General features: G+C 68.6%; 20 protein-coding genes. 12 read left to right on the top strand and 8 right to left on the bottom strand.

Annotated features, from left to right (window positions below; genetic code table 11):
• The first annotated feature begins 2 nt into the window (after positions 1-2).
• Positions 3-557 carry a hypothetical protein gene (locus tag ACYVGI_RS11440; RefSeq protein WP_460632742.1) on the top strand — a complete coding sequence of 185 codons (555 nt, stop codon included), beginning with the start codon at positions 3-5 and terminating at the stop codon, positions 555-557.
• Positions 558-782: 225 nt separating this feature from the next.
• On the opposite strand, the gene ald is transcribed toward ACYVGI_RS11440, so the two are convergent.
• Positions 783-1,898 carry an alanine dehydrogenase gene (gene ald, locus ACYVGI_RS11435; RefSeq protein ID WP_460632741.1) on the bottom strand — a complete coding sequence of 372 codons (1,116 nt, stop codon included), beginning with the start codon at positions 1,896-1,898 and terminating at the stop codon, positions 783-785.
• 381 nt (positions 1,899-2,279) lie between these two features.
• Here ald and ACYVGI_RS11430 point away from each other — a divergent pair, with 381 nt between their 5' ends.
• Genes ACYVGI_RS11430 through ACYVGI_RS11415 form a run of 4 tightly spaced genes read left to right on the top strand, consistent with a single transcriptional unit; the run spans position 2,280 to position 6,389 of the window.
• Positions 2,280-3,464, top strand: coding sequence for an ABC transporter substrate-binding protein (locus tag ACYVGI_RS11430; protein ID WP_460632894.1), 1,185 nt, complete (start codon positions 2,280-2,282; stop codon positions 3,462-3,464).
• Complete coding sequence (locus tag ACYVGI_RS11425; RefSeq protein WP_460632740.1) at positions 3,464-4,663, top strand: ABC transporter ATP-binding protein; 1,200 nt, start codon at positions 3,464-3,466, stop codon at positions 4,661-4,663. Before ACYVGI_RS11430 ends, ACYVGI_RS11425 begins: the two co-directional genes overlap by 1 nt.
• Positions 4,663-5,586, top strand: a complete 924-nt coding sequence (locus ACYVGI_RS11420) for an ABC transporter permease (RefSeq protein ID WP_055892132.1) — start codon at positions 4,663-4,665, stop codon at positions 5,584-5,586. Before ACYVGI_RS11425 ends, ACYVGI_RS11420 begins: the two co-directional genes overlap by 1 nt.
• Positions 5,583-6,389 carry an ABC transporter permease gene (locus ACYVGI_RS11415; protein ID WP_460632739.1) on the top strand — a complete coding sequence of 269 codons (807 nt, stop codon included), beginning with the start codon at positions 5,583-5,585 and terminating at the stop codon, positions 6,387-6,389. Before ACYVGI_RS11420 ends, ACYVGI_RS11415 begins: the two co-directional genes overlap by 4 nt.
• Positions 6,390-6,478: 89 nt before the next feature.
• On the opposite strand, the gene ACYVGI_RS11410 is transcribed toward ACYVGI_RS11415, so the two are convergent.
• Together ACYVGI_RS11410 and gabT are read right to left on the bottom strand one after the other, a co-directional pair.
• On the bottom strand, positions 6,479-7,474 hold the full coding sequence (locus ACYVGI_RS11410) for an asparaginase (RefSeq protein ID WP_460632738.1): 996 nt from the start codon (positions 7,472-7,474) through the stop codon (positions 6,479-6,481).
• Positions 7,471-8,832 (bottom strand): 4-aminobutyrate--2-oxoglutarate transaminase, encoded by a 1,362-nt coding sequence (gene gabT, locus ACYVGI_RS11405; RefSeq protein ID WP_460632737.1) that lies wholly within the window; start codon positions 8,830-8,832, stop codon positions 7,471-7,473. The genes ACYVGI_RS11410 and gabT overlap by 4 nt, the downstream gene beginning before the upstream one ends.
• A gap of 37 nt (positions 8,833-8,869) precedes the next feature.
• On the opposite strand from gabT, the gene ACYVGI_RS11400 reads away from it, so the two are divergent.
• A complete protein-coding gene (locus tag ACYVGI_RS11400) occupies positions 8,870-9,343 on the top strand; it encodes an OsmC family protein (RefSeq protein ID WP_460632736.1) in 474 nt (157 codons plus the stop codon).
• A 70-nt stretch (positions 9,344-9,413) separates the two neighbouring features.
• Here the strand turns inward: ACYVGI_RS11400 and ACYVGI_RS11395 are convergent, their stop codons facing one another.
• Positions 9,414-9,653, bottom strand: a complete 240-nt coding sequence (locus ACYVGI_RS11395) for a hypothetical protein (protein ID WP_460632735.1) — start codon at positions 9,651-9,653, stop codon at positions 9,414-9,416.
• A 67-nt stretch (positions 9,654-9,720) separates the two neighbouring features.
• On the opposite strand from ACYVGI_RS11395, the gene ACYVGI_RS11390 reads away from it, so the two are divergent.
• On the top strand, positions 9,721-10,266 hold the full coding sequence (locus tag ACYVGI_RS11390) for a CGNR zinc finger domain-containing protein (RefSeq protein WP_460632734.1): 546 nt from the start codon (positions 9,721-9,723) through the stop codon (positions 10,264-10,266).
• Here the strand turns inward: ACYVGI_RS11390 and ACYVGI_RS11385 are convergent.
• Genes ACYVGI_RS11385 through ACYVGI_RS11375 form a run of 3 tightly spaced genes read right to left on the bottom strand, consistent with a single transcriptional unit; the run spans position 10,235 to position 13,274 of the window.
• Complete coding sequence (locus ACYVGI_RS11385; RefSeq protein WP_460632733.1) at positions 10,235-10,993, bottom strand: lysophospholipid acyltransferase family protein; 759 nt, start codon at positions 10,991-10,993, stop codon at positions 10,235-10,237. The two genes, ACYVGI_RS11390 and ACYVGI_RS11385, sit on opposite strands and share 32 nt — an antisense overlap.
• A 59-nt stretch (positions 10,994-11,052) precedes the next feature.
• Complete coding sequence (locus ACYVGI_RS11380) at positions 11,053-11,919, bottom strand: hypothetical protein (RefSeq protein ID WP_460632732.1); 867 nt, start codon at positions 11,917-11,919, stop codon at positions 11,053-11,055.
• An 8-nt stretch (positions 11,920-11,927) separates the two neighbouring features.
• Positions 11,928-13,274 carry an aminotransferase class III-fold pyridoxal phosphate-dependent enzyme gene (locus ACYVGI_RS11375; RefSeq protein ID WP_460632731.1) on the bottom strand — a complete coding sequence of 449 codons (1,347 nt, stop codon included), beginning with the start codon at positions 13,272-13,274 and terminating at the stop codon, positions 11,928-11,930.
• Between the two features lie 83 nt (positions 13,275-13,357).
• Between ACYVGI_RS11375 and ACYVGI_RS11370 the strand changes: the two genes are divergently transcribed.
• The 5 genes from ACYVGI_RS11370 to ACYVGI_RS11350 all read left to right on the top strand — a co-directional run bounded on the left by ACYVGI_RS11370 (position 13,358) and on the right by ACYVGI_RS11350 (position 18,764).
• Positions 13,358-14,323: an FKBP-type peptidyl-prolyl cis-trans isomerase gene (locus tag ACYVGI_RS11370; RefSeq protein WP_460632730.1), complete on the top strand. Its 966-nt coding sequence runs from the start codon at positions 13,358-13,360 to the stop codon at positions 14,321-14,323.
• A 20-nt stretch (positions 14,324-14,343) separates the two neighbouring features.
• Entirely contained in the window at positions 14,344-15,426 is a 1,083-nt protein-coding gene (locus tag ACYVGI_RS11365; RefSeq protein ID WP_460632729.1) for a 1-deoxy-D-xylulose-5-phosphate reductoisomerase, read from the top strand.
• Positions 15,427-15,471: 45 nt separating this feature from the next.
• A complete protein-coding gene (locus tag ACYVGI_RS11360) occupies positions 15,472-16,803 on the top strand; it encodes a M50 family metallopeptidase (protein WP_460632728.1) in 1,332 nt (443 codons plus the stop codon).
• A gap of 55 nt (positions 16,804-16,858) precedes the next feature.
• Complete coding sequence (ispG, locus tag ACYVGI_RS11355; protein ID WP_200949579.1) at positions 16,859-18,013, top strand: flavodoxin-dependent (E)-4-hydroxy-3-methylbut-2-enyl-diphosphate synthase; 1,155 nt, start codon at positions 16,859-16,861, stop codon at positions 18,011-18,013.
• A gap of 73 nt (positions 18,014-18,086) precedes the next feature.
• Positions 18,087-18,764, top strand: a complete 678-nt coding sequence (locus ACYVGI_RS11350) for an SGNH/GDSL hydrolase family protein (protein ID WP_460632727.1) — start codon at positions 18,087-18,089, stop codon at positions 18,762-18,764.
• Positions 18,765-18,801: 37 nt separating this feature from the next.
• On the opposite strand, the gene ACYVGI_RS11345 is transcribed toward ACYVGI_RS11350, so the two are convergent.
• Positions 18,802-20,229, bottom strand: a complete 1,428-nt coding sequence (locus ACYVGI_RS11345) for an RNB domain-containing ribonuclease (RefSeq protein WP_460632726.1) — start codon at positions 20,227-20,229, stop codon at positions 18,802-18,804.
• Positions 20,230-20,246: the final 17 nt, after the last annotated feature.

Here is a 20,246-nt window from a genome sequence, read left to right as displayed (position 1 = left end):
AATTGTCGGACGGGACCCTGTTCTGCGGCAACTGCGGAAGCTCGGTCACGGCGGCGCGGGTGCGTCCTCCGGCCGTCGTCGACGCGCGGCCGTCTGACACGTCCATCGTGGAGCGGTTGCCCAGGCCGGCGGTCGCCGGCCGGTTCCTCGGCGCCGCGCACGCGGAGCACGAGGACGAAGCGCGCATCCTGGTCGAGGACATCGAGTCGGCGCCTCCCGCCGAGCAGGCCGCCGTCACGTATACGCTCAGCTTCTCCACCGGTCCCAGCGTGGAGGTGTCTGGCAGCGGACTGATCGGGCGGCGTCCGATCACGCAGCCGGGGGAGCAGGTCGACCAGATGATCGCCGTCGACGACCCGGCGCGGAGCGTGTCGAAGACGCACCTCGAGTTCGGCATCGAGGCGGGGGAGCTGTGGATCTGCGACAGGTACTCCGGGAACGGGACGGTCGCGCATCCACTGGGCGGTGTCGCCCGCCTCTGCGAGGCCGGCCGTCGCTACCGCGTCACGCGCGGCACGCGTGTCGAGATCGGCGACCAGTGGTTCGACGTGAGCTGACCCACCCCCACCAGCCCACGCCGCCAGAACTCCGTTCGAACGGAGTTCTCGACGCATTCCGCCGCCATCTCCTTCCGAACGGAGACGGCGGCGGCGTGTCGCGTGGGAAGTCCTGCGATGACCTAGCGCAGGAATTTCTGCACGACGCGCCGCGCCGGACTCCGTAACGCAGGAGATCCCGGCCGAAGTGGCCGGGATCTCCTGCGTTACGGAGCAGCGGGACGGTCAGGCGAGCGCGTCGGCCACGGTGGTCGACGGCAGGCCGTGCGCCTCGGCGACGGCAGCGTTGGTGACGCTTCCGGCGTGCACGTTGAGGCCGAGGGCCAGCGACGCGTCCGCGGACAGCGCGTCGCGCCAGCCGCGGTTGGCGATGGCGCGGGCGTATGGCAGGGTCGCGTTGGTCAGCGCGTACGTGGAGGTGTGCGGCACCGCGCCCGGCATGTTGGCGACGCAGTAGAACAGCGACTGGTGCACCGTGAAGGTGGGGTCGGCGTGCGTCGTCGGGTGCGAGTCGGCGAAGCATCCGCCCTGGTCGACGGCGATGTCGACGAGCACGCTGCCCGGCTTCATCCGGGAGACCAGCTCGTTGCTGACGAGCTTCGGCGCCTTCGCGCCCGGCACGAGCACGGAGCCGATGACGAGGTCGGATGCGACGACGGCCTTGTCGATCTCGAAGCTGTTCGAGGCGATGGTCTTGATGCGGCCGGAGTACAGCGCATCCAGTTCGCGCAGCCGGGCGATGTTCGTGTCGAGCACGGTGACCTCGGCGCCGAGGCCGACGGCGACGGATGTGGCGTTTGTGCCGGCGACGCCGCCGCCGAGCACGGTGACGACGGCAGGGTGGGTGCCGGGGACGCCGGGGATGAGGAGGCCGGGGCCGCCGTTCGGCTTCAGCATCGTGTTCGCGCCGACGATCGGGGCGAGACGACCGGCAACCTCGCTCATCGGGGCGAGCAGGGGGAGAGCCCTGGAGGGAAGCTGGACGGTCTCGTAGGCGATCGCGGTGACGCCCGAGTCGATCAGTGCGCGGGTCAGCGCCTCCTCGGCGGCGAGGTGCAGATAGGTGAACAGCACCAGGCCCTGACGGAAGTGGCCGTACTCGCTCTCGACTGGCTCCTTGACCTTGAGCACCAGGTCGGCGATCTGCCAGGTGGATGCGGCGTCCGGCATGATCGTCGCTCCGGCCGAGACGTAGAGCTCGTCGGGGATGGACGAGCCGACCCCCGCCTGCGTCTCCACGTACACCTCGTGCCCGTTCGCCACGAGGTCGTGCACGCCGGCCGGGGTGATCGCCACCCGGAACTCGTTGTTCTTGATCTCGCGGGGGATCGCGACCTTCATGGGACTCCTTACACATCGACGTGGTGATTCGATCATCACCCTAACCCGAAGTGACCGACGATTTCGACTGTCTGATGGTCGGATTTGTGCTGATTTCGTGAATTCTCAGTGAGGTTGGGACGGATTCCGCCACCCATCGCCGACGGAATCAGGCCGCACGACGATTTCCCCGGCGAAACGGTCGATTCGGAACGGATTTCGTGAAGATTATGTTTCGGAATGGACGTTTTGCCCATCGGATGATGCGCGGCGCACCGGCCGTGTGCCAGTATCGACCCACCGCAACGGCACACCGAAGTGCGCGGCGGGTTGTTGTGCGTGATCGTGTTCGACCCCGAAGGAGCACCACTCGTGAATTCCAGGCAGCTTCCGCAAGACCCGATGATCCAGAAACTGGTGCAGTCCGCCAGGCGTTCGCAACTGACCAGGCGCGGCCTCCTCGCCGGCGCGGGCGCGAGCGCAGCGGCACTCGCCCTCGCCGCGTGTTCGACGGGAGGGGCGTCGAGCAAGCCGACGGCCGCCAAGGACGTGTCGTCGACGGACAAGACCATGACCTGGGCCAACTGGCAGGCGTACCTCGACCAGGACGACAACGGGAAGTACCCGACACTGGAGGCGTTCCAGAAGCAGTCGGGCATCTCCGTCAAGTACGACGTCGCGGTCGACGACAACAACACCTACTACGCGAAGGTCAAGGACCAGCTCGCCCTCGGCAAGGACATCGGCGCAGACACCGTCTGTCTCACCGACTGGATGGTCGCCCGCCTCATCCGCTTCGGCTACGTGCAGTCCTTCGACGAGTCGGCCATCCCGAACAAGAAGAATCTCTCACCCGCGCTCCAGGATGCGGACTTCGACCCTGGGCGCAAGAAGTCGCTGCCCTGGCAGAGCGGCTTCGCCGGGATCTGCTGGAACAAGTCCAAGCTCCCGAACGGCCTCACATCCGTCGACGACCTGTGGAAGCCGGAGCTCAAGGGCAAGGTCGGCGTGCTGAGCGAGATGCGCGACACGATGGGCCTGCTGATGCTGCAGCAGGGCGTCGACATCTCCAAGAAGTTCAGCGACGACGACTACAACAAAGCGATCGACAAGCTGACCAAGGAGGTCAGCGACGGCCAGATCCGCAACATCAAGGGCAACTCCTACCTCAACGACCTGAAGAGCGGAGACACCCTCGCCGCGATCTGCTGGTCGGGCGACATCACCCAGTTGAACGCCGAGGCCGGCGACAACTGGGAGTTCGTCCTCCCCGAGGCGGGCGGCACCCTGTGGAGCGACAACTTCGTCATCCCGATCGGCTCCCCGCGCAAGGCCAACGCCGAGAAGCTCATCGACTACTACTACCAGCCGGAGGTGGCGGCGGAGGTCGCCGCCTGGGTGAACTACATCACCCCCGTGGTCGGCGCCAAGGAGGCCGCGATCAAGATCGACCCCGACCTGGCGGACAACCAGCTCATCTTCCCCGACGACAGCACCCTCTCGAACGCGCACATCTTCCGCACCCTCACCCCGGCCGAGGAGCAGAAGTACCAGGCGGCGTTCCAGAAGGTCATCCTGGGCGCCTGATGGCACGCGGAGCGTTCGCCGAGTCCGGCGCCGACCTGCAACTGGTCGGGATCAAGAAGCGGTTCCCCGGGTTCACGGCGATCGAGAACCTCGACCTCACCATCCCGGCCGGCTCGTTCTTCGCGCTGCTCGGCCCGAGTGGATGCGGGAAGACCACCACCCTGCGCCTCGTCGCCGGTCTGGAGGAGCCGACGGAGGGCCAGATCATCATCGGCGGCAAAGACGTCACCAAGACGAAGCCGTTCCAGCGGCCTGTCAACACGGTGTTCCAGAGCTACGCCCTGTTCCCGCACATGACCATCCTCGAGAACGTCGCCTTCGGGCTGCGCCGCCGCAAGATCGGCGACCCGATCGCGAAGGCGCACGAGGCGCTGCGGCTGGTCGAGCTCGACCACCTCGCCGCGCGCAGGCCGGCGCAGCTCTCCGGCGGCCAGCAGCAGCGGGTCGCGCTCGCCCGCGCCGTGGTCAACCGCCCGGCCCTGCTACTGCTGGACGAGCCGCTCGGTGCGCTCGACCTGAAGCTGCGGCGCCAGATGCAGCTCGAGCTGAAGTCGATCCAGACCGAGGTCGGTCTCACCTTCGTGCACGTCACCCACGATCAGGAGGAGGCCATGACCATGGCCGACACCGTCGCCGTGATGAATAAGGGCGAGATCGAGCAGATGGGGGCGCCTGCGGTGCTCTATGAGCTGCCGGCGACCGTCTTCGTCGCCAACTTCCTCGGCCAGTCGAACCTGTTCGTCGGTCCGATCCTGGATGGCGGAGGGGACGTCCTCGGCGTCGACGTCGCCGACCAGCGCATCCAGGTGCCGCGGTCGCGAGCCCAGCGCCACACCGGGAACGTCACGGTCGGCGTCCGCCCGGAGAAGCTGACGCTGCACAGCGACCCGTCCGGCATCGCGTCCGGCGCGAACGTCCTGGGTCCCGGCCGGGTGATCGACGTCTCGTTCAGCGGAGTGAGCACCCAGTACCTGGTGGATGTGCCAGGAGCGGGCACGATCGTCGTGTTCGCCCAGAACCTGTCCAGCGGACCGGTCGCCTCGCTGGGCGGCGAGGTGTGGATCGCCTGGGACCCGTCGCACACCTTCGTGCTGGCCGACGAGCCGCCCGCCGACGGCAGATTCGTTGACGACTCCGACACCCAGATGATCGCGACCCAGGCCAAGGAGCGCATGTTGACGGAGCTCGAGGAGGCCTGATGGCGCTCGCTGCCTTCTCGACGGCCGCGCCGCCGACCCAGGATCAGGAGCCGGCGCAGCGGCGCAGGAGCGGCATCGCCCTGGTGCTGCTGCTGCCGGGCGTGCTGTACCTGGTGCTGTTCTTCCTCACGCCGCTGGTCTCGCTGATCATCACGTCGTTCCAGACCCCTGTCGTCGACGGCGACATCGGTCAGTATCAGGCGGCCTTTCAGTGGCAGAACTACACGGATGCGATCGCCGAGTACTGGCCGCAGATCATCCGGTCGTTCGTCTACGCGATCATCGCCACGGCGGCCGCCCTGGTGATCAGCTACCCGCTCGCGTACTTCATCGGCGTGAAGGTGCGGAAGTACCCCCTGGTGCAGAACCTGCTGATGACCCTCGTCATCGCGCCGTTCTTCATCAGCTTCCTGCTCCGCACGCTGGCCTGGAAGCAGTTGCTCTCCGATGACTCCTGGTTCACCAGCTCTCTCAAGGCGCTGTCGATCCTGCCTCCGGATGCGCACGTCACCGGCACGGCGTTCTCGGTCATTTTCGGTCTGACGTACAACTTCATCCCGTTCATGACCCTGCCGCTGTACTCGACGCTGGAGCGGCTCGACGTTCGCTATCTCGAAGCGGGCTCCGACCTGTACGCGAGCGCGTGGACGACGTTCCGCAAGATCACCATCCCGCTGTCGATGCCCGGCATCGTGTCCGGGACCCTGCTGACGTTCATCCCCGCGGCGGGCGACTACATCAACGCCTCCCAGGACTTCCTCGGCGGCGCGGACACCTCGATGATCGGTAACGTCATCGAGACCAACTTCCTGGTGCTGCAGAACTACCCGACGGCAGCGGCTATGTCCGTGGTGCTGATGGCGGTCATCCTGGTGATCGTCGGCGTGTACGTGAAGCGCAGCGGAACGGAGGACCTGCTGTGAGAGGTTTCCGGTTCAAGGGGCTCGGCCTCGGTGTCTATGCGTTCCTCGCGCTGGCGTTCCTGCTCATCCCGATCGTCTACACGTTCATCTATTCGTTCAACGACGCACTCAAGAACAACATCGCCTGGCGCGGGTTCACCTTCCGCAACTGGACGAATGTGTGCGACGCGGCCGGGATCTGCGACGCGTTCATGGCGAGCATCATCATCGGCATCATCGCGACGGTCGTCGCCACGGTGCTCGGCACGATGATCGCCATCGCCCTGATGCGCTACCGGTTCCGGTTCCGCTCGCAGACCAGTCTGCTGCTGTTCCTGCCGATGGCGAGCCCGGAGGTCGTGCTCGGCGCCGGCCTGGCGGCCCAGTTCCTCAGCCTCGGCGTGAACAAGGGCTTCGGCACCATCATCATCGCCCACGTGATGTTCTGCATCAGCTTCGTCGTGGTCACGGTGAAGGCGCGCGTTGCGAGCCTCGACCCCGCGCTGGAGGAGGCGGGCCGCGACCTCTACGGCTCGCCGGTCGCGGTGTTCTGGCGGATCACATTCCCGCTGTTGCTCCCCGGCATCCTGTCGGCGGCGCTCCTGTCGTTCTCGCTCAGCTTCGACGACTTCATCATCACGAATTTCAACGCAGGCGCCGTCACGACGTTCCCGATGTACATCTACATCGCGGCCTCGCGCGGCATCCCCGCCCAGGCCAATGTGATCGCCTCCGCGGTGTTCATCATCACGATCCTCGTGGTGCTGATCACCCAGCTCACAGCGGCCGCCCGCGCGAAGCGGCTGGCCAAGGACGTTGGCTGACCCCTCAAGACCCCCAAAGGCGCGACGGCCCGGCAGCATCCAACTGCCGGGCCGTTACGTCGTCTGTCGACGGGCGCTCGGGATGCGCGTCACACGTACGACGCGCGGATCTCTCCGACCCGCACGCCGCGGCCGAGCACGGCGAGGTCGAGACGTGGTGCGACCGCTGCGACCGCCTCACGCTCGACGGCCCCGGCGTCCGCCAGCAGCGACAGGGCGACGATGGTCGCCGCCCGCAGGCTGCCGTCCAGGATCTTGAGCGCCACCGTGGTGCCGTCCGGCGCCGCCATGACCATCACGCCCTCCGCGCCGAGCTTCGCGAAGATGCCGAGCTCGTCGATCACGATGGTGTTGGCACGGCCGGGACCGTCGATGGCCCAGCCGTTGGCGAGCACGGCGTTCTTCAGGCTCGCGGCGTTCCGGTAGAGCGCGAACGGCGAGCCGTCCGACGCCGTCGCGATGCGCTGGATGCCGCGGGCGAGGGTGCTGAGAGCCATCGCGAAGACGGGGGCGCCGCATCCGTCGACGCCGGTCGCGACGACTTTGTCTCCTGTCAGCCGCTCCACCACATCCCGCACCTGCTGCTGCATGGGATGCTGCGGGTCGAGGTAGCTCTCGGTCGGCCAGCCGTTGACCATGCAGGCCAGCAGCATCGCGGCGTGCTTGCCTGAGCAGTTCATGAACAGCGGGCGCTTGACCTCGCCGCTGCGGATCGCGTCGTCGCGCGCTGCCGAGTCGAGCGGCCAGTCGTTCGGGCACTGCAGGGCGTCCTCGGTGAGCTGCGCCTGTGCGAGCAGGCCTCGCACGACAGACAGGTGGGCCGGCGTTCCGCCGTGGCTGGCGGTCGCGAGCACGGCGGCTGCGCCCTCCAGCGGGACGCCGGAGCCCATGACCGCGATGGCCTGGAACGGCTTCAGACTCGACCGGGGGAACACCGGGGCGTCCGGCGCGCCGAGCGACCGGACGATGGCGCCGTCCGGCCCCAGCACGATGGCCGAGCCGAGGTGACGGGACTCGACGAACCCGCTGCGCTCGACCACCGCCAGCTCGACGGCTTCCTGCCCGGTGAAGACCGCGGGGCTCACAGCGCAGCGAAGGCGTCGTCGAGCACCTGCACGGCGTCGGCGATCAGCGCGTCGGAGACGGCGAGGCTCGGCAGGAAGCGCAGGACGTTTCCGTACGTGCCGGCGTTGAGCACGAGCACACCGTGCTGGGCCGCGTACGCCACGATGGAGGCGACCGCCTCGGCGTTCGGCTCCTTGGTGGTCGCTCCGGTGCCGGGCTGCACGAGCTCGATGGCCAGCATCGCGCCGATGCCGCGCACGTCGCCGATGATGTCGTACTTCTCCTGAAGCGCGAGCAGCGCAGGCTTGAGCGTCTTCTCGATGCGCTTGCCCTCGTCGAGCAGGTTGTTCTTCTCGATCGACTCGAAGACCGCCACGGCAGCGGCCGCCGCCACGGGGTTGCCGCCGAAGGTGCCCCCGAGCCCGCCGGGCTGGGCGGAGTCCATGATCTCGGCGCGGCCGGTGACGGCGGCGAGCGGGAGGCCGCCCGCGATGCCCTTGGCGCTCAGCACCAGGTCCGGGACCAGGCCGAAGTGCTCGCTGGCGTAGTACGCGCCCGTGCGGGCCATGCCGCTCTGGATCTCGTCGGCGATGAACACGACGCCGTTGGCCGTGCACCACTCCTGCAGAGCGGGGAGATAGCCGTCGGCCGGGACCATGAATCCGCCCTCGCCCTGGATCGGCTCCACGACGAGGCAGGCCAGGTCGGATGCGCCGACGACCTTCTCGAGGTATGCGATGGTGCGCGCGGCCGCCTCCGCCCCGCTGAGGCCGTCGTGGTACGGGTACGAGCTGGGTGCGTGGTAGACGTCACCGGCGAACGGGCCGAAGCCGGTCGCGTACGGCATGGCCTTGAAGTTCATGGCCATCGTGAGGTTGGTGCGGCCGTGGTACGCGTGGTCGAGCACCGCGACGGCGCGACGGCCGGTGTGCTTGCGGGCGATCTTGACGCCGTTCTCCACGGCCTCGGCGCCGGAGTTCACCAGGACGGACTTCTTGGCGTGGTCGCCAGGGGTGTGCTCGGCGAGCAGTTCGGCGACGCGAACGTACTCCTCGTACGGGGTGATCGTGAAGAGAGTGTGGATGACGTCCTGCAGTTGGGCTGCGGCCGCATCCACCACGGCGGTCTCGGTGTGGCCGACCGTCGTCACGCCGATCCCTGCGCCGAAGTCGACGAACTGGTTGCCGTCGACGTCGACCAGGATGGCGCCGTTCGCCTTGGCGATGTAGACGGGAAGGGTGGACGAGACGCCGGTGGGGACGACAGCCAGGCGTCGCTGGTGCAGTTCCTGGGACTTCGGGCCGGGTACGGCCGTGACGATGCGGCGTTCTTGCGCAACGCTGTAAACGGGCGCGCTTGTGCTCAGAGTGTCGGTCATGATGAGACGAGTTTAGCTCCGGTGGCAGAATCGGACCATGAAGCTCGAGCACAGCTACGCGATCGACCTCGAATGGACAGGCAACAGGGGGAGCGGCACCAGCGGCTACAAGGACTACGGACGCGAGCACGTCGTCACCGCCGAGGGGAAGCACCTCATCGAGGCGTCCGCGGACCGTGCGTTCTTCGGCGACCGCGACCGCTGGAATCCGGAGGAGCTGCTGCTCGCGGCCCTCAGCCAGTGCCACATGCTCAGCTACCTCGCCGAGGCGGCGAGGGCCGGGGTGGTCGTCGTCGGATACACCGACAGGGCGACCGGCCTCATGGAGCAGACCAGCGACGGCGGAGGCCATTTCACCAGCGCGACCCTGCGCCCGCTGGTGACGATCGCCGACCCGGCCCAGGCCGAGCTCGCCGCATCCCTGCACGCCCCGGCCGCCGCCAAGTGCTTCATCGCGGCTTCCGTGAACTTCCCGGTCCACCACGCCCCCGAGCTCCTCACCCTCGCCTAGCGACGCCATCGAGCCCAGGCTTTTTCATCGTAAGAACGCGGAATACGGTGAAAAAGCCTGGGCTCGATTGCTACGCGCAGCCGAAGCGGGCTTGGGGGACGGAGGCGGGAACCGGGGCGGGGGCGGGGGTGGGGGCCGCGGCGCGCTCCGACTCGGCCCAGCGGTGCATGGCGGCGGCCCAGCGGCCGTCGCGGGTGAGCGGCGGTGGCTGCTCGGTGCCGGAGTCGCGGCGCCTGCGCAGCATGGCCTGTTCCCGTTCGCGCTCGCCGAGTTCGGCGATCGACGTCAGCCACAGTGTGAGCGGATGCATGATAACCACCTAACTTGTTTTGATGGTTAGAGCATACCGTAACCAGTTATCGGGTTACAATGGTTACATGCGTACGAATGCACCCGAGCTGGGCGCCGACCTGCTGGTCGACTTCCTCAACACGTACGACGTGGAGGACGACGTCGACGCCATCGACGACGCCACAGGATTCGCGGCGTGGGCCGAGAGTCACGGCGTAGAGCCAGGCGACGCCGCGGAGACCAAGCGAGTGCGGGATGCCCTGCGTTCCGTGGTCGATGGAGAGGCCGCCGACCTGCCCTCCGTCGAACTGGAGACGACCTGCGGGGAGCGCTCCGTCGGCCTCACCGCCCGCACCGCGGCGCAGGCGGCCGTCGCGAGCTCGCTCATCCTGAGCATCCAGGGCAAGCTCGAACGCGTGAAGCTCTGCGGCGCAGACGACTGTCGCTGGGCGTTCTACGACAAGTCCCGCAACGGGTCGCGCACCTGGTGCAGCATGGGCGTCTGCGGCAACAGGCAGAAGGCCCGCACCTACCGCTCGAAGGCGGGGGAGGCCGACGCCGGTCAGGACGCCACTGACGCGGAGCCCACCGCTGCGGCAGCTACCGCCGCTCGGGGTGCAGAGCGCGCTTGACCCGCTCCACCGCATTCGCGGGCGGCGCCTCGTTGTAGCGCTCCGCCAGCTCCTGGCCGGTGAGCCCGTGGATGGCGGCCATGATCTCGTCGGTGGCCTGACGCCTGGCGCGGCCGGACTCCGCTGAACCGTATTTGCTGACGTCGATCGGCTCGCCGAACTTCACCGTGAATTTCCGGATGCGCGGCACCTTCGCACCGACAGGCTGCAGTTCGTTGGTGCCGATCAGCCCGACGGGGACGACCAGCGCACCGGTCGTGAGTGCGAGCCAGGCGACGCCCGTCCGTCCCTTGTACAGCCGTCCGTCCAACGAGCGCGTGCCCTCGGGGTAGAGGGCGAACGCCGCGCCCGTCTCGATGATGCGCTTGGACTGGTCCAGCGCATCCTGTGCCGCCTGCCCCGCGCCGCGCTCGACGCCGACCGCGCCGATCGCCGTGAAGAACGTGCGGGACAGCCAGCCCTTGAAGCCGGTTCCCTCGAAGTAGTGCGACTTGGCGAGGAACTGCACGCGCCGCGGCGCCATCAGCGGGATCACGATGCTGTCGATGAACGAGAGGTGGTTGCTCGCCAGAATGATCGCGCCCGTGCGTGGCACGTTCTTGCGCCCGATGATCGTCGGGCGGTAGAGCAGGCGCGCGACGGGTGCGATGACCGTGCGCCCGAGCAGGTAGACGAAGCCGGGCTTCTTCACCTCGGTCGTCCCAGCGTCGGGTTCGGTCGTCGTCACGGATACGAGCGTAGTCGCGGGTGTATTCCGTGCGCGGTATGCGCGAGGAGCCAGGGCGATCAGCCGCCGTCGAACGGGCGGAGCGGCGCGCAGCCGAATCCGCCGGCGTAGACCAGGCAGGCGGGCACGAACCCGCTGAAGCGCACGGCGAGCGGCGAGCCGAACCAGGTGTTGTACAGCCGGGAGAAGTTGAGGTTGCCGAAGGTGGAGCAGGCTCCGGCAGGGCCGGTCGGTTTGGCGAGGGTCTCGGCGTTCGGCTGGTACGGCGTGTAGTTGTAGAGGTTGGCCGTCGCCTGGTTGGCGATGGTCACCGTGCTCGTGCCGCAGGCGGCGTTCGGGTGGTACTGGATGGCGTTGTCGCCGATCCGGTACCGCCAGTCGTCCGGATGCACGGTGTACTCCCGGAACTGCCAGGCCGCCCGGTACACCTGGTTGAAGAACCCGAAGAACTTCTTGTCGCACTCCGCGGTGTCAGGGCACGCGTATCCCGTGGCCTTCTGATACCCGGATGCGCTCGGCGCGGTGAGCAGCGACTGCTCCTTCTGCAGCAGCACCAGCAGCACCCGCGGGCTGATCGTGCACGCCGTGGCCACGCGGGCGATGATGCTGCTCGCCCGTTCGTCGCGCTGGCCGCGGATCGCCGAGCAGCGGTCTTTCGACGCCGGGACGGCGGGGGTGTCGATGCGGTAGCGCGACAGGCAGGGGACGCCGTCTTTGGGCTTGCAGGTGCGAGCATCCAGGAACTCCTGGATGTCGGCCTGCGTCATCGCGTTCGGGTTGAAGAAGCTGTCGTCGCTGATGATGTCGCCAGGGTCGAACGACGCCTTCTGCTCCGCGAACCCGCCGACGGCCGGCACCAGGGTGAAGACGGAGGCCAGGGCGGCCACCCCCGCGATGGCGCGCCAGCGTCGGCGAAGGAATCCCACGATCCGGCTCAGCCGAAGGTGGCCAGTGCTTCTTCGATCACGGTCGCCGCGTCGTCGATGAGCTCCTCGCTGATCACGACCGAGGGGAGAAGGCGCAGGACGCTGTCCCAGCTTCCGGCGTCGAGCGGGATGACGCCGTTGGCGGTCGCGTGCGCGAGAACGGCCTTGAGGGCGTCGGGGTTGGGGGTCTTCGTGCCCGGCACGACGAGCTCGATGCCGAACATCGCGCCCTTGCCTCGCACCTCGCCGACCACGGCGAAGCGGTCTGCCCAGTCGCCGATGCGCGCCCAGAGCGCCTTCTCGACCCGCTGCGCCTCGGCGAGCAGGTCCTCCTTCTCGAAGACGTCGAAGACGGCGAGAGCGGCGGCGGTGGAGACCGGGTTGCCGCCGAAGGTGCCTCCGATGCCGCCGGGCTGGACCGCATCCATGATCTCGGCGCGGCCGGTGACAGCCGCGAGCGGGAAGCCGCCGGCGATGCCCTTCGCGCTCGTGATGAGGTCGGGGACGACGCCGTGGTGCTCGATCGAGTACCAGGTGCCCGTGCGGCCGATGCCCGCCTGGATCTCGTCGGCGACGAAGACGATGCCGTTCTCCGTGCAGAACTCGGAGAGCCGCTTGAAGTAGCCGGGGGCCGGGATGATGATGCCGCCGTCGCCCTGGATCGGCTCGACGAACAGGGCGGCGAGCTCGGTGGCGCCGATGTGGGTGTTGATGTAGTCGATGGTGCGCTCCGCGGCCTCTTCGCCCGTCATCCCCTCCGGGTCGCGGAACGGGTAGCTGATCGGCACGCTGTAGATCTCACCGGGGAACGGGCCCATGCCGGCGCGCTCCGGCCAGGGGCGGTACGTCATCGCCATGGTGAGGTTGGTGCGTCCGTGGAACGCGTGGTCGAGGGCGGCGATGGCGCGGCGGCCGGTGAACTTGCGGGCGATCTTGACGGCGTTCTCGACCGCCTCCGCTCCCGAGTTGACCAGGATGCTGTGCTTCTCGAAGTCGCCAGGAGTGATCTCCGCCAGCTTCTCGGCGACCCGGACGTAGTTCTCGTACGGCGTCACGGTGAACAGCGTGTGCGTGAGCTTCGATGCCTGCTCGAACGCCGCAGCCGCGACCTCGGGATGCGCGTGGCCGATGGTGGTCACGCCGATGCCGCAGCCGAGGTCGATCAGCCGGTTGCCGTCGACGTCGACCAGGATCGCGCCGGAGCCGGACTCCATGTAGATGTTCGCGAGCGTCCCTGCGCCGCGGCTGACCGATGCGACCCGACGCTCCTGCAGCTCGATCGAGCGGGGGCCGGGCAGGTCGGTGACGAGGTTGCGGGTCTGCGGAACGGAGAATTCGCGAGTCATGTGCTCCATCGTATGCGGCGCTCGCTGTCAGGTTCGGCAAAGGAGGATGAGGCAGACTGGGTACCCCTGCCCGCATTCCGGAAAGTATCACCGTGCGCAAATCCCTTTCGATCGTCACCGCCGCCCTCGTCGTGGCCGGTCTCGCCGCCTGCAGTTCGGGCGCGCCGACGAGCACCGCGACCCCGGCCGCCAACGCCTGCCAGAACGTCAAGGCCGGTGACACCTCGAAGTCGATCAAGGTAGAGGGGAAGTTCGGCGCGACGCCGAAGGTCACGGTGCCGACGCCGCTGAAGACCACGGACATCGAGCGCAGCATCGTCATCAAGGGCACTGGCGCGGAGGTCAAGGGCGGCGACTCCGTCGGCATCGCGCTGGCCGCGTACAGCGGCGTCACCGGCAAGGAGATCACGCCGGCAGCCGGATTCGACGGCCAGGCTCCGCAGACCATCCAGGTCAACGACAAGGCGTACGTCCCCGGACTGGTCCGCGCGATCGAGTGCCTCCCGCTCAAGACGCGCGTGGTGCTCACCGCCACGGCGAAGGAGGCGTTCGGCAGCCTCGACACCTCCAAGCTGAACCTCAAGGCGACCGACTCCGTCGTCTTCGTCGCCGACCTCGTCGAGAAGGTGCCGACGCGGGCGAACGGCAAGACGGTCACTCCGCCAGCGGGCTTCCCGACCGTGAAGCTCACCTCGACGGGTGAGCCGAACGTCACGATTCCGAAGACCGACCCGCCGACCGAGACCAAGATCGGCGTCCTCAAGCAGGGCGACGGCGAGGTGGTCCAGCCCGGCGACACGGTCACCGTCCAGTACAAGGGCGTCCTCTGGAGGAACGGGCAGATGTTCGACTCCAGTTGGAGCCGTGGCGCCCCGGCGACCTTCCAGACCACCGGCGTCGTCGCCGGTTTCAAGAAGGCACTCGAAGGCCAGAAGGTCGGCTCGCAGGTCATCGCGATCGTCCCTCCGGCCGACGGCTACGGCGCGCAGGGCTCAGGGGACATCAAGGCGACCGACACGATGGTCTTCGTCATCGACATCCTCGGCACCACGCGCTGACTCTTCCGTAGGCTGGACCCGTGCGCAGAGTCATCATCCTCGGTTCCACCGGTTCGATCGGCACCCAAGCCCTCGACGTCATCGCGGCGAACCCCGACCGCTTCACCGTGGTCGGGCTCACCGCTGGCAGCAACGCCGACGAACTGGCCGCGCAGGCGGAGCGGTTCGGAGTGGGGGAGACGGCGCTCGGCGCCGACGACTCCGAGCGTCTGGTGCGCGGCGTCGAGGCGGACGTCGTGCTCAACGGCATCACCGGGTCCGTCGGCCTCGGCCCGACGCTCGCCGCGCTCGAGACAGGGGCGAGCCTCGCGCTCGCCAACAAGGAGTCGCTGATCGTCGGCGGCGCTCTCGTGAAGGCGGCGGCTGCGCCAGGACAGATCGTGCCGGTCGACTCCGAGCACTCCGCGCTCGCGCAGGCGCTGCGCTCCGGCACAGCTGGCGAGGTTCGGCGGCTGGTGCTGACCGCATCCGGTGGCCCGTTCCGGGGGAGGAGCCGCGCATCCCTCGCCGACGTGACGCCCAGGGAGGCGCTCGCGCACCCCACCTGGGACATGGGGCTCGTCGTCACCACGAACTCGTCGACGCTCGTCAACAAGGGGCTCGAGATCATCGAGGCGCACCTGCTGTTCGACGTGCCGTACGACAGGATCGAGGTCACCGTGCATCCCCAGTCGGTGATCCACTCGATGGTCGAGTTCGTGGACGGGTCGACCATCGCGCAGGCGTCCCCTCCCGACATGCGGCTGCCGATCTCGCTCGGCCTGGACTGGCCCAACCGGGTGCCGGGCGTCGGCGTGCCGCTGGACTGGTCGGCGGCGCACAGTTGGACGTTCGAGCCGCTCGACGGCGACGCGTTCCCCGCTGTCGCGCTCGCCAAGCGCGTCGGCGAGGCCGGCGCGACGTATCCCGCCGTGTTCAACGCCGCCAACGAGCAGGCCGTCGCCGCCTTCCACGCCGGAGCCATCGGCTACCTCGACATCGTCGACACGGTCGAACGGGTCGTGGATGCGCACCGTCCGGACGGTGAGCTCACCCGCGAGAGCCTCGCAGAGGCGGAACGCTGGGCACGGGATGCGGCCGACCGGCTGATCGCCGCCGCATAGCGTTCCCCCTGCTGGTTCCAAGCTGCGCGCCATTACTCTGTAGCCGTGGAATCCGTACTGCTCTTCGTGCTCGGCGTCGTCATCATCCTGGTGGGCGTCGCGCTGTCGATCGCGCTGCACGAGATCGGCCACCTGGTTCCGGCCAAGCTCTTCGGCGTCAAGGTCACGCAGTACATGATCGGGTTCGGCAAGACGCTGTTCTCGTTCCGCCGCGGTGAGACCGAGTACGGCGTGAAGGCCATCCCGCTCGGCGGCTACATCTCGATGATCGGGATGTTCCCCCCTGGCAAGGAGGGCGGAGCTGGCCGCAACGCCACCACAGGCTTCATGCAGGCGATGGCTCAGGATGCGCGCACCGCCAGCGCCGAGACCGTGCTGGTCGGCGAGGAGAACCGCACGTTCTACAAGCTGCCGGTGTGGAAGCGCATCATCATCATGTTCGGCGGCCCGTTCATGAACCTGCTCATCGGCGTCGTACTCTTCGGCGTGCTGCTGATGGGCTTCGGGACGCCGCAGCAGTCGACAACGGTGGCCACGGTGAGCCAGTGCGTGCTCGCGTCGAACAGCACCCGCCAGACCTGCGAGGCGAGCGATCCCGCCGCCCCTGCCGCCGCGGCGGGGATCAAGCCGGGCGACACCATCGTCAGCATCGACGGCACGCCGATCACTAGCTGGGCGCAGTCCACGAAGGTCATCCGCGACTCCGCCGACCGCACGCTCTCCGTCGTCGTCAAGCGCGACGGCGAGGAGAGGACGCTCGCCGTCACCCCCAAGACCAACGCGGTCGCCAAGACCGACGCATCCGGAGCCGTCGTCAAGAATGCGGACGGCACGGTCGCCACCGTGACCGCCGGATTCGTCGGCATCGGATCGCTGCAGGAGCTCGTGCCGCAGCCGATCACCTCCGTGCTCCCAGCCGTCGGTGCGCAGACCGGAGCGGTCGTCGGCGTCATCATCCACCTGCCGCAGCGCATGGTCGACGTCTGGAACGCCGCGTTCGGGTCCGGGGAGCGAGACCCGAACGGCCCGGTCAGCCTCGTCGGCATCGGGCGGGCGGCCGGCGAGCTCACCGCCCTCGACGGCGTTCCGGTGATCGACAAGGTTTACACGATGATCGGGATCCTCGCATCGCTGAACATCGCCCTGTTCGTCTTCAACCTCATCCCGTTGCTCCCGCTCGACGGCGGCCACATCGCCGGGGCTGCCTGGGAGGGCATCCGGCGCGCGTTCGCCAAGCTGTTCAAGCGCCGCGACCCCGGTCCCGTCGACATGGCCAAGCTGATGCCGCTGACCTTCGCGGTCGTCATCGTCCTCGGCGGCATGAGCGTGCTGCTGATGTACGCGGACATCGTCAAGCCCATCAACCTCTTCGGCTAGACGGCGCACACTCGGCGCCCAGCCGGTTCCCAAACAGCCGCGTAGGATTGGGGACGTGGCAGCAATCAATCTGGGGATGCCGAAGGTTCCCGAAACACTCGCACCCCGACGCAAGTCCCGTCAGATCAAGGTCGGCAAGGTTCTCGTCGGAGGAGACGCGCCCATCAGCGTCCAGTCCATGACGACGACGCCGACCACGAACATCAACGCGACCCTGCAGCAGATCGCCGAGCTCACCGCATCCGGCTGCGACATCGTGCGCGTCGCGGTGCCGAGCCGCGACGACGCGGAAGCGTTGCCGATCATCGCGAAGAAGAGCCAGATCCCTGTGATCGCGGACATCCACTTCCAGCCCAACTACGTATACGCGGCCATCGACGCCGGCTGCGCGGCCGTGCGCGTCAACCCGGGCAACATCCGCAAGTTCGACGACCAGGTGGGCAAGATCGCCGCCGCAGCCAAGGCGGCGGGCGTCTCGCTCCGCATCGGCGTGAACGCCGGATCCCTCGAGCCCAGCCTGCTGCAGAAGTACGGCAAGGCCACCCCGGAAGCGCTCGTCGAGAGCGCCGTCTGGGAGGCCAGCCTGTTCGAGGAACACGACTTCCACGACTTCAAGATCTCGGTCAAGCACAACGACCCCATCGTCATGGTCAAGGCGTACCGGCTGCTCGCCGAGCGCGGCGACTGGCCGCTGCACCTCGGCGTGACAGAGGCGGGCCCGGAGTTCCAGGGCACGATCAAGTCGGCGACGGCGTTCGGCATCCTGCTCTCCGAGGGCATCGGCGACACCATCCGCGTCTCGCTCTCCGCTCCGCCGGCGCAGGAGGTCAAGGTCGGCCTGCAGATCCTGCAGTCGCTCAACCTGCGCGAGCGCAAGCTCGAGATCGTCTCCTGCCCGAGCTGCGGACGCGCCCAGGTGGATGTGTACAAGCTCGCCAACGACGTCACCTCCGGCCTCGAAGGCATGAGCGTGCCGCTGCGCGTCGCCGTCATGGGCTGCGTCGTCAACGGGCCTGGCGAGGCGCGCGAGGCCGACCTGGGTGTCGCATCCGGAAACGGCAAGGGCCAGATCTTCGTCAAGGGCCAGGTCATCAAGACCGTGCCGGAGGCCGAGATCGTGCAGACCCTGATCGACGAGGCCAACCGGATCGCCGCCGAGATGCCGGACGCGACTTCTGGCGAGCCGACCGTGACCGTCGGCGCGCACTAGCGACCCCGGCTCCATCCGTATCTGCACAGGCCAGACATAGGCGGCCCATAGCCGTGCGATCTATCGTGCCGTCATGGGCGTCACCCGGGTGGTCAGACTGTCGGCCTTCGCGGCCGGGCTGGCGCTCGCGTTCGTGTCCGCCGCATCCGGTGCCGAGGCCGCGCCCGCGATCGTCTCCCGCGTGACCGACGCGACGGCGGACGGCCCTGTGGTCGTCGCGATCGGCGACTCGATCATGGAGGGGCACGGTCTCGACCCGTCCGACGCGTGGCCGGCGCTGCTGGCAGGGGAGGACGGCTGGCGGCTCAGCAACCTCGCAAGCGACGGCTCGGGATTCGTGACCGTCGGCGACAACGGCGACACCTTCGCCGATCAGGTGCACGCGGCCGTCTCCCTGCATCCCTCTGTCGTCATCGTGTCCGGCAGCAGCAACGATCTCGGCGAACCGGATGCGGCGATCGCGCGTGCGACGGACAGCACGCTCACCGCGCTGAGAGCCGCCCTCCCGCACGCCGAGATCCTCGCGGTGAGCCCGGTCTGGAGCGACACCGCAGAGCCGGACCAACTGCGCACGATCGACGCCGATGTGGTCAAGGCCGCCGGGACGATCGGCGCGGTCGACCTCGACATCGGCCAGCCGCTCGACGGGCAGCGCGACCTCCTGCAGGCCGACGACGTGCATCCGACGGCGGCGGGCCAGGCCGTGATCGCCGCCGCCGTCGAGCGCGCACTCGGGCGTCCAGCGGCATAACGAGTGGTCCGAGCGGCGCCGCCGCGACCGCCCGCCCTCAGACGACGACCAGCTCCACCCTGCCGTTCGGGATGCTCACCGACAGCAGCCGCACGCGCACCACGGTGCCGGGCAGCACGGTGTCCGGGCGCGGCATGGAGGCGACGACCGCCGGGTCGGCGAGTTGCACCGTCATGTCGCCGTTCCTGATCGCGAGCACCGTGGCGTCGAACGCGTCGCCGATCCTCCCGCTGAGCAGCGCGGCCTCCACCCTGTCGACGCTCGCTGCGCCGAGCTGCGAGGCCACGCGCGAGGTCGCGCCCATGATCGCCGGAAGCTCTCCGAGCGACGCCGTCGCCCAGTCAGGGGCCGTGTGTCCCGCGCACAGCGCCTCGCAGATCACCAGCACCCAGCGGTCGACGAGTCTGCGCAGGGGAGCGGTCGTGTGCGCGTATGGGGCGGCGACCGCCGACTGCAGCGGATCGGCCGGGGCGGTGCCGTCCATCACCACATAGCCGGCGCCCCGGAAGAGCCCTGTGGCCGCCTGCATCACCGCGAGAGCGCGGGGGTCGTGGTGGTCCAGGGTGCGCAGATACTCGCCGTAGGAGACGTCCTGGGGCCAGGGGAGGCCCAGTGCGGTGGTCTGCGCACGGAACGCGGTGACCGCATCCTCTGTCGGCGGCGGCATGGTGCGCAGAATGCCGACGCGCGCCTCCAGCATCAGCCGGGCGGCCGCCATCCCGGTCAGCAGCGAGATCTGCGCGTTCCACTCCTCGACGGGCAGCGGCGCCCGCCGTTCGAGCGTGTACGCGCCGTCGCGGAAGACGATCTCCTCGTCCGGCGCGTTGAGGCTGGCCCCTCCGCGCTCCCGCTCGCACTGGATGCGCAGCAGCCCCACCTCTCGCAACAGCAGGAGCGTCTCCGGACCGGAGCCGTCGTCGATGGCGGTCTGCGCCTCCTGATAAGACCACTGGCGCCGCGACCGGATGCTGGCCCGCGCCACAGAGACCTCCCGCTCGTGCCCGTCCTGCCCGAGCGTCAGCTCCCAGACGAACGCGCCCCGATCCACCCCGGGGAGGAGCGAACCGGCGTGCTCGCCGATCGCAGCGGGGTGCAACGGGATGCGCCCGTCCGCAGCGTAGATCGTCTGCCCGCGCCTGCGCGCCTCCGTGTCGACGGCGCCGCCCGGACGCACGAGCGCAGGGACGTCGGCGATGGCGTAGCGCACGAGGAAGCCGTCGCCGGTGCGCTCGATGTGCACGGCCTGGTCGAGATCGGTCGATCCGACGGGGTCGACCGTGAGGAACTCGATCGCGGTCAGGTCGCGTCCAGGCAGCGATGTCGTGCTCGCCGCCGCCTCCGCCTCCTGATCGACCGGCGCGGGGAAACCGTCCGGGAGCTCGAGCGATGCGCGGAGCGCGGCCAGCGCCGTCGCGAGCTCGCTCTGGGCTGCGGATGCGGTGACGTGCGTTCTGCGGTCAGGCATACGGTCAGCCTATTCCG

It is taken from the genome of Leifsonia lichenia (assembly GCF_054780215.1).
Note: the sequence above shows the minus strand (reverse complement) of the source record. Positions and strands in the feature narration are given on the sequence as shown.

Excerpts from the sequence above, each read along its gene's own strand:
- ald (WP_460632741.1), bottom strand. The coding sequence starts at position 1,898 with ATGAAGGTCGCGATCCCCCGCGAGATCAAGAACAACGAGTTCCGGGTG.
- ACYVGI_RS11430 (WP_460632894.1), top strand. The coding sequence starts at position 2,280 with ATGATCCAGAAACTGGTGCAGTCCGCCAGGCGTTCGCAACTGACCAGG.
- ACYVGI_RS11425 (WP_460632740.1), top strand. The coding sequence starts at position 3,464 with ATGGCACGCGGAGCGTTCGCCGAGTCCGGCGCCGACCTGCAACTGGTC.
- ACYVGI_RS11420 (WP_055892132.1), top strand. The coding sequence starts at position 4,663 with ATGGCGCTCGCTGCCTTCTCGACGGCCGCGCCGCCGACCCAGGATCAG.
- gabT (WP_460632737.1), bottom strand. The coding sequence starts at position 8,832 with ATGACCGACACTCTGAGCACAAGCGCGCCCGTTTACAGCGTTGCGCAA.
- ACYVGI_RS11400 (WP_460632736.1), top strand. The coding sequence starts at position 8,870 with ATGAAGCTCGAGCACAGCTACGCGATCGACCTCGAATGGACAGGCAAC.
- ACYVGI_RS11395 (WP_460632735.1), bottom strand. The coding sequence starts at position 9,653 with ATGCATCCGCTCACACTGTGGCTGACGTCGATCGCCGAACTCGGCGAG.
- ACYVGI_RS11390 (WP_460632734.1), top strand. The coding sequence starts at position 9,721 with ATGCGTACGAATGCACCCGAGCTGGGCGCCGACCTGCTGGTCGACTTC.
- ACYVGI_RS11375 (WP_460632731.1), bottom strand. The coding sequence starts at position 13,274 with ATGGAGCACATGACTCGCGAATTCTCCGTTCCGCAGACCCGCAACCTC.
- ACYVGI_RS11350 (WP_460632727.1), top strand. The coding sequence starts at position 18,087 with ATGGGCGTCACCCGGGTGGTCAGACTGTCGGCCTTCGCGGCCGGGCTG.
- ACYVGI_RS11345 (WP_460632726.1), bottom strand. The coding sequence starts at position 20,229 with ATGCCTGACCGCAGAACGCACGTCACCGCATCCGCAGCCCAGAGCGAG.